Origin of the sequence: Eubacterium pyruvativorans (genome assembly GCF_900102225.1) — a bacterium.
GTDB classification, from domain to species: domain Bacteria; phylum Bacillota; class Clostridia; order Peptostreptococcales; family Anaerovoracaceae; genus Aminicella; species Aminicella pyruvativorans.
In genome coordinates this window covers 44,237-51,750 of the sequence record NZ_FNBF01000012.1, presented here as the reverse complement: position 1 = coordinate 51,750, position 7,514 = coordinate 44,237, and the positions used below count along the sequence as shown (strand labels likewise).

The following is a 7,514-nucleotide window of genomic DNA, read 5'->3' as shown; positions in this document are numbered from 1 at the left end:
AGGTCAATCGCACCCCAGGCTTCCGCACCCGCCCGGACGACCGACTGTTGCCAGGTCGATCGCACCCCAGGCTTCCGCACCCGCCCGGACGACCGTTTCCAGAACAGATCGCCGCCCGGGCAGGCCATGCAGAATTACTTTCCTTTCTTGTTCTTGATGAACGGTTTAATCGCCTTGTAGTACTCGCTGGACAGTTTGTTGTCCTGGCTCTGGAAGGCGCGCATCAGGGCGTTATTGATGCCCTGCTTGGTCTTGTAGCGCTGGATGATGGTGACGATTTTCGACGCAGTCTCCGCATCGCCAATAACCGATTCCACCGAATGGAGGAGGGATTCTCTCTCGTCCTCTGCGCTGGTGCCGGTCAGATCCGCCGCCATGGACACCATGTAGCCCCGGTCGCTCCAGAAACGGCAGACACTCTGATAACCTTTGTCCTTGCTGACGATGTAGTACTGTTCTGTCTGTTCGTTGGCATCATTTTCGGCAATGACATAGCCCAGATAGGTGGCCAGCTGGAAGTCCAGTGCGTTCTTCGAACCCACCCCCACGTCCTGGAACCGGAAATCGGCCCGGCAGTCGTTGATTTTCCGGTGCATGCGGAACGTCATTGTGTTGGCGTTTTCGCTGTAGAACAGGCAGACCACATCATCCTTCGTCAGTTCGTCGATGCCGTTCATACCCTCGGACTTAATATTTTCGTAATCAATTAAATATACACTCATAATCTCGCAATCAGTCGATATGGACGACGCCCTTTCTGCCTTCCTTCATCCGGGCGGCACGGCTCTTCAGGCCTGCTGCCGCTTCTTCGAAGGCGTCCCGGGCGGCGTAGATATCCACACTGTTCTTTGCCTCCTTCACTTTCGCAATGTATTTCTCGGAAAGAGCCTTCAGGGCAGACCGGTCCGCCTTCCGGAACGCCTGCGGCTTCACCGAACGGATCGCATTGATCGCCCGGTTCCTCAGTTTCTTCTGCTCCGCCACTTTCTGATGATGGCGCAGCGCCAGATAGATGATCAGTGCCGCACCGCCCGTCAGAACGCCGGCAGTAACCAGCCCGATGATCAGATTTTTCTTTTCCATGTCCTCATCTCCTGTCCGAATGACAACGATTTCCGATACGTCGATAAGATAATTAAAGATATTTTACCAAATACGGCGGACAGGGTCAATGCAGGCCCGTGCTACCGGACGCCGGAGGTCCGGATGTAGCTGTAGAGTTTCCGGGTCGCCTTCCAGCGGTTTTTTGCATTCAGCACCACGGTGATATACTTCCGGCCTTTGTACTCATACACGCCGGCATAGCAGTCTCCGGCGCCGTAAGTCGTTCCGGTCTTCCCGCCCAGGTATCCCGGAATGTTCTTCTTCAGCAGGTCGTTGGTGGTGGTGATGTAATTGATCCGCTCCGGATGATTCAGCGCCCGGAACTGGTACTTCTGCATCCTGACAATTTTCCGGAACGCAGCGAAATCCATGGCCCGCCGGTCAATCAGAGCCAGGTCATACGCTGAGGAATAGTGCCCCGCTGTGTCCATGCCGTGAGGGTTCATGAAGTGGGTGTCCTTCAGTCCCATCTCTCCGGCGGTGCGGTTCATGAGGTTGACAAAGGTGGAAATGTCCCCGGTCGTCCCGTATGCAACCCCCGCAGCGGCGTCATTGCAGGACATGATCAGCATGGCCTTCCAGAGGTCGCTCATCAGGAAGACGTCTCCCTTCTTCTTCCACATGAGACCCTCCGGCGTATCCACCACTTCCTTCGTGAACCGGACCCGCTCGCTGCCGGTGGCCCGGCTCATGGAAACGATGGCGGTCATCATTTTCGTGGTACTGGCATTCGGGAGACGCTGGTGCATGTTCTGCCCGTAGATCACCTGCTTCGTCTTCATGTCCATGATCACCGCCGCCTTCGTGTTCAGCCCTTCAATGGAGCGGAGATTCATGGCCGTGATCCGGATCTTCTCACTGTCATACCCCCGGGCGCCCAGCACCCGCGGCAGATGAATGCGCCATGTGGTGTACGTACGGTCCGCCCAGTTCCGGGGGAACACAACCGTCAGTTTCGTTACATTCCGGCCCTTTGTCCGGAACGTCTTCCGGGTGACCCAGGTCTTCCTTTTGGAATCATATTCCTGAAGTTCCACCTTCCGGTTCTTCGCCGGAGAGATGGTGATCCGGTCCCGGATGATCCGGCCGGCGTCAATGTTCCATTTTGTCTCCACCCCTGTGACCACCGTCTTGGCCTGGAGCAGAAAGAAATAGGTTCCGCCGACGATCAGGCCCAGGACAACCAGCGTTATACCGATCAGATTCTTGCTTTTCATTCGATCTATTCTCCCAAAAGGGTGAAGACACCCTGTTCTGATTTCTGAAACTCATGATACAATCTAATATAATATCGCTTCCGGGCGGGAAAGTAAAGTCCGGCGAACATGCGGGACAGCTTCCCGGGAAGCACAGATTCCGAATCGCATTCGGATTGCAATTGAGAAAGCAGGAATATTCCGGGAAGGAAGGTATATATGAACGCAGGACTCAGCACATTGTGCTATATCGAACAGGACGGGAAGTGGCTGATGCTCCACCGCACCGTGAAGGAGAACGATGTGAATCACGACAAATGGATCGGGGTGGGCGGCCACTTCGAGCAGGATGAAAGCCCGGAAGAATGTATTCTCCGGGAAGTGCGGGAGGAGACGGGCTACACGCTGACGTCCTGGCGTTTCCGTGGCCTGGTCACCTTCATATCCGGCAGCGGCGTCACCGAGTACATGCACCTCTTCACGGCCGATGCCTTCACCGGCACCCCGATCCCCTGTGATGAGGGCGTGCTGGAGTGGGTTCCGAAAGAAGAGGTGCCGTCGCTGGAGCTGTGGGAAGGCGACCGGATCTTCTTCCGCCTGCTGGACGAAGACCGTCCGTTCTTTTCCCTGAAGCTGGTTTATGACGGCGGTGACAGGCTGGTGTCCGCCGCCCTGGACGGAAATCCGATGCCGCTTCCCGCCGGACACGGAAATGCGGTATAATGAACATATATATGGTTTCGGAGGTAAATGCATGAGATTATCAGTCATCATACCGGTATACAACAGTGAGAAGACCCTCAGGGCCGCACTGTCCTCACTGAAACGCCAGCGCTACGGCGATTTCGAGGTTCTCTGTGTGAACGACGGATCTACGGACGGATCCGCCGAATTGATCGACTCCTTCGTACAGGCGGACGACCGGTTCCGGAGAATCGATCAGAAGCACACCGGAGCCTGGGCCGCCCGCAATGCGGGACTTCGGGCAGCGAAGGGCGAATTCGTCACCTTCCTGGATGCCGATGATATCCTGCCGGAGGACAGTTTTTTTCACATGCATCAGGTCGTCACGGTCTACGACTGCGACCTGGTGATCGGCGGCGTGACCCGGGTGGACGGCGTCACAGCACGGCGGGACCGGCCGGACAGCCTTCTGCCGAAGATCGTTTCCCGCCTGGATCCCCGGCGCCTCACGTTCCGCCAGCTGGAAACCCTGTCCACAGACGGAAAGTGGTTCCGCCGGGCATTCCTTCTGGAGAACCGGCTGTCCTTCCAGCCTTATTCCTACCTGGGGGACGGAGTATTCCTGATTGATGCGATCCGGTGCACAGAGAAGATCTTCACATCGGCGGGCACGGCTGTTCTGAGCCGCACCGTCATTCCGTCCATGGGGCGAAATGTGCTGCAGTCCGTGAACCGGGATCTGATTCAGAGTGCGGCGGATGCGTACCGGGAACTTCAGGCCCGGACGGCGTTCCTGGGGCCGAAGTTCCGGGAGGAGCTGCAGTTCCGGTTCCTGCGGGATGTGCTGCTGGACCGGTTTTATCGCAGAATGTGGAAGCTGCCCCAGGACTGTCTGGACGAACTGGCCGCACTCATCAATGATCAGTTCCGGAAACTGAACGAGGCGGCCCGCACCCGGCTGATCTACCACGAATCGGACATCATGACCTACGACGGCGTCATCACCCGCCGGGAGATGACGGCGAACCCGCTGATCACAGTGGCGGTGAGCGAAGAAATGTCTCTTCCTTATGTTCCTGACTTTCTGGCGAACCTGTATGACCAGGCGGAGCCGTCTTTCCGCATCGTGCTGGACCGTTCCCTGGAGCCGAAAGTCAGCGAATTCTACCGGCAGCAGCCCAATTTAACCTTTGCCGATCAGTATGCCATCCGGGAAGCCCTGGAAACCGCCAGCAGCCGCTTCATCAGTTTCGTGGACTGCGACGTGTACTACGATCACTGGTCTCTGTATGCCATGATGCGGGCCATGCAGCAGGACGATGCCCTGGATTTCACCGGACTTCAGCTGAAGAATGTGGACCTGTACGGGCATGCCGCACCGGGTCCGGTTATGGAATGGGCGTTCCAGAACAACATCCGGGCGCTGGACCTCTTCTTCGCCGGAAAGATGTTCCGCACCGCCGCCATCCGGGAACTGCCTCTGGACATGAAGGCGTTCTATCAGCATCTGCACCACCGGAAGATGCCGGAACCGGCCATGATCTCCATGATGTCCGACGCAGAGCTGCTGGATGTGGCGGAGGAATTCGATCCGGCTTCCGTCAAAAAATACCGGCAGGCGCACCGGGTTTCCGACGAGAAGGCGAATCCGTTCCAGAACCTGGTTTCTGAGGCTGTGACCGCCCTGAAGAAAATGGGATCCCACAGTCCTGATGCAGAAGAGAAGACAGACCGGGAAGACCGGGAAACACCGGTGGGATATTATCTGAATGAAGATATCGATCCGTCTGTGATTCTGATTGACACCGAAGACGGTGACCTGAACTGGTGCGTCCTGAACCTGCTCTACCAGCTGGAAAAGCCGGAATTCGACGGAATCCGGGCCTGGTTCGCCCTCCACGGAAAGAAGCGGGACGTGTCCGAATCCATTCTGTGCGCCGGCTTCTCCCGCACACAGCCGGTGCGGAAGGATTCTTCTGAATATGTGCAGCTGGCCTTCTCCGCCGGCACGATTCTGTCCGACGGTTCCATGCCGGACTGGTGGATCCGGAAACACCGCCAGAACTACGTCTGCCTGTTTTACCGCACCTACCCTTCCCGGGTGGAGGACGGCACCCGGTCCGTACTGGAGGAACACAGCTTCGCTTTTCCGACGCTGACAGATCCCGCTCCGAAAATCGACGGCCGCACCGCCGATACCGCCCATGACATGGTCATGGCACAGACCCTGGTCTTCGAGGGCACCGAACCGGCTGCCCGGCTGACGAGGGATTGTGATGCCTTCCGCCTGACGCCGGCCCGGGCCATTGTGCTGGACCGGAAGGAGTCCTGGCAGACAAAATCCGAGACGCTGCTCCGGTCGCTCTTCCCGGACCGGTTCCCGGAAGGAGAGTACGACGGAAGCACACCACTTCCGGAAGGCCCGCAGGAGGATGGATCCGGGCCGGAGGGCGGAGTCCCTTCCGTCAGAAAGGAGCCGCTGCAGGTGACCCCTGTCAACGACGAGGTTCCGCCGTCGCTGTTCCTGATCCTGGACAGCCTCAAGCCGGGAGACGCCGTCAACCTGCTGGCGGAACTCTATCCGTACACCCGGTTCAATGAGCACGTATTCGTGTCCTTCCCGGAGGATTACATGAGCGTTCACGCCTACGAAGCGGCGGACCGAAAGGCCGCCGAGCAGGCCGAAGCCGCCCGGGCCGAACGGATTGAGGCCGCTATGAGCGGTGCCGAAGCCTGGAGCGGCGGAACGCCGGAGGAAGCCGGAAGCCAGGCGGAAGACCGGGCAGAGGGCTCGGATGATGAAACGCCGGACGATCAGGAGAGCCCACTCATTCGAAAAGGGGCGGACAGTCAGGCGGAAACTGCCCCGCAGGAAAGCGCCGGAAGCCAGGCGGAAACCGCCCCGCAGAAGGATCAGGCGCCGGAAGAAGAACCGGCGATCGATGCGATGGCCGATACGCTGCAGCTGACCGACACGGAACTGGACCGCATCGTCCATGCCGAAATGCTCCGGGGATATGCGGAGGATACGCTGGAAGAATACCAGAACAACGTGGAAATCATCCGAAAGTCCAACATCTTCATGACGAAGGGACTGCCGCTGAATGAACAGATCGAACGCCGGCGCCTCTTCGGCGATCTGCCGGTCCGTCAGTTCGTGCTGATGGATACGGCGGATCCGGAGAGAATCCGGTCATTCTCCCGGACTGGTGATGCAGCGGCGCTGATGATTCAGTCTGAAGCAGCACGCAGGATCACCAACGACGATCAGGAACTGATCGAGGCCATTCAGTTGATGTACCGCTGCGGCGGCGGCATTTACACCATGAGCCGGGAGATGGCGGAAGCCGTGGGCGGAACATTGAAAATCAAGATTCATATCCTGGCGGATGCCGGAGCGTTTTTCCGCTGCTTCATACGGTGAGGCGGGGCGGAAAGCCGGATTGCCCGACCACAACAGAGAGAAACCGGTGCCTGAACGATCAAATTATCCTTCGGGCACCGGTTTCTCTCATCAGTCAATGATCAGCATTTTTTCACCGAAATAACAGAATATGAAGCGACGTGAACAGACGGTGGATGTTTTCTGACCATTCTCTCGCAGACGTACCACGGCCGCTTCATCCTCCTGCAGTATGATGATGTCATCCGAAACAGCAGACATTATTCAGCAGGCGCTGCGGGCGCACAGAATACATCAGGAGGTTTCTTATGACAATGGGAAAGATGCAGCTAAAAAAACGCACTCTCGCTCTGATTCTTGCGGGATGCATGACGACCAGCGCGGCAGCGTCCGTCGGCGGGATGGTTCTCTATTCGAAATTCGGCAGCAGCGGAAGCAGCGGCAACACCGGGAACTACACCCTGACCGCCGCCAAGACCACCCTTTCCACCGACAGCATCGTAAAAAAAGCGAAGAACTCCGTAGTTTCCATTACGGTAGAATCCCAGTCTTCCGGTCCGTTCGTCTCCGCAGGAAGCACTTCGAGCAGCGCCGGATCCGGAGTGATCATCAGCTCAGACGGTTACATACTGACCTGCGAACACGTGGTGGACGGGGCGACCCGGATCACGGTGACGTTAAACAACAAGAAGGAGTACCAGGCCACTCTGGTGGGAACCGACTCCTCCAATGACCTGGCCGTGATCAAGATCCGCGCTGCCGGCCTCACCGCCGCCACCTACGGCGACAGCAGCAAACTGGAGGTGGGAGACACTGCCGTGGCCATCGGCAATCCGCTGGGGCAGCTGAGCAACACCGCCACCACCGGCATCATCAGCGCACTGGACCGCAAACTGACCATCGGCAATCAGAAACTGACCCTGCTGCAGACCGACGCCGCAGTGAATCCGGGGAACTCCGGCGGAGGACTCTTCGATGCCTCCGGCAACCTGATCGGCATCGTGGAATCGAAATCAACCGGCTCTGACGTGGAGGGTCTGGGCTTCGCCGTTCCGATCCGCACCGCCGCAGCATCGGCAAAGAAAATCATTCAGGCGGCCCGCTAACTGCCTCCGGCGGCACAGGCT

At 58.1% G+C, this 7,514-nt stretch carries 6 protein-coding genes; 3 read left to right on the top strand and 3 right to left on the bottom strand.

Annotated features, from left to right (window positions below):
• Positions 1-134: 134 nt before the first annotated feature.
• From BLQ24_RS05770 to BLQ24_RS05760, 3 genes are all read right to left on the bottom strand, one after another.
• On the bottom strand, positions 135-722 hold the full coding sequence (locus BLQ24_RS05770; protein ID WP_090163604.1) for a PIN domain-containing protein: 588 nt from the start codon (positions 720-722) through the stop codon (positions 135-137).
• Positions 723-732: 10 nt separating this feature from the next.
• The gene (locus BLQ24_RS05765; protein WP_090163603.1) at positions 733-1,083 is read right to left on the bottom strand and encodes a hypothetical protein; all 351 of its coding nucleotides are present in this window, start codon (positions 1,081-1,083) and stop codon (positions 733-735) included.
• A gap of 101 nt (positions 1,084-1,184) precedes the next feature.
• Positions 1,185-2,321 carry a D-alanyl-D-alanine carboxypeptidase family protein gene (locus tag BLQ24_RS05760; protein WP_090163601.1) on the bottom strand — a complete coding sequence of 379 codons (1,137 nt, stop codon included), beginning with the start codon at positions 2,319-2,321 and terminating at the stop codon, positions 1,185-1,187.
• A gap of 198 nt (positions 2,322-2,519) precedes the next feature.
• Here BLQ24_RS05760 and BLQ24_RS05755 point away from each other — a divergent pair, with 198 nt between their 5' ends.
• The 3 genes from BLQ24_RS05755 to BLQ24_RS05745 all read left to right on the top strand — a co-directional run bounded on the left by BLQ24_RS05755 (position 2,520) and on the right by BLQ24_RS05745 (position 7,493).
• Positions 2,520-3,023: an NUDIX hydrolase gene (locus BLQ24_RS05755; RefSeq protein ID WP_090163598.1), complete on the top strand. Its 504-nt coding sequence runs from the start codon at positions 2,520-2,522 to the stop codon at positions 3,021-3,023.
• A 31-nt stretch (positions 3,024-3,054) separates the two neighbouring features.
• Complete coding sequence (locus BLQ24_RS05750; RefSeq protein ID WP_176755868.1) at positions 3,055-6,408, top strand: glycosyltransferase family 2 protein; 3,354 nt, start codon at positions 3,055-3,057, stop codon at positions 6,406-6,408.
• A gap of 287 nt (positions 6,409-6,695) precedes the next feature.
• A complete protein-coding gene (locus BLQ24_RS05745) occupies positions 6,696-7,493 on the top strand; it encodes a S1C family serine protease (protein WP_090163594.1) in 798 nt (265 codons plus the stop codon).
• The last annotated feature ends 21 nt before the right edge of the window (positions 7,494-7,514 follow it).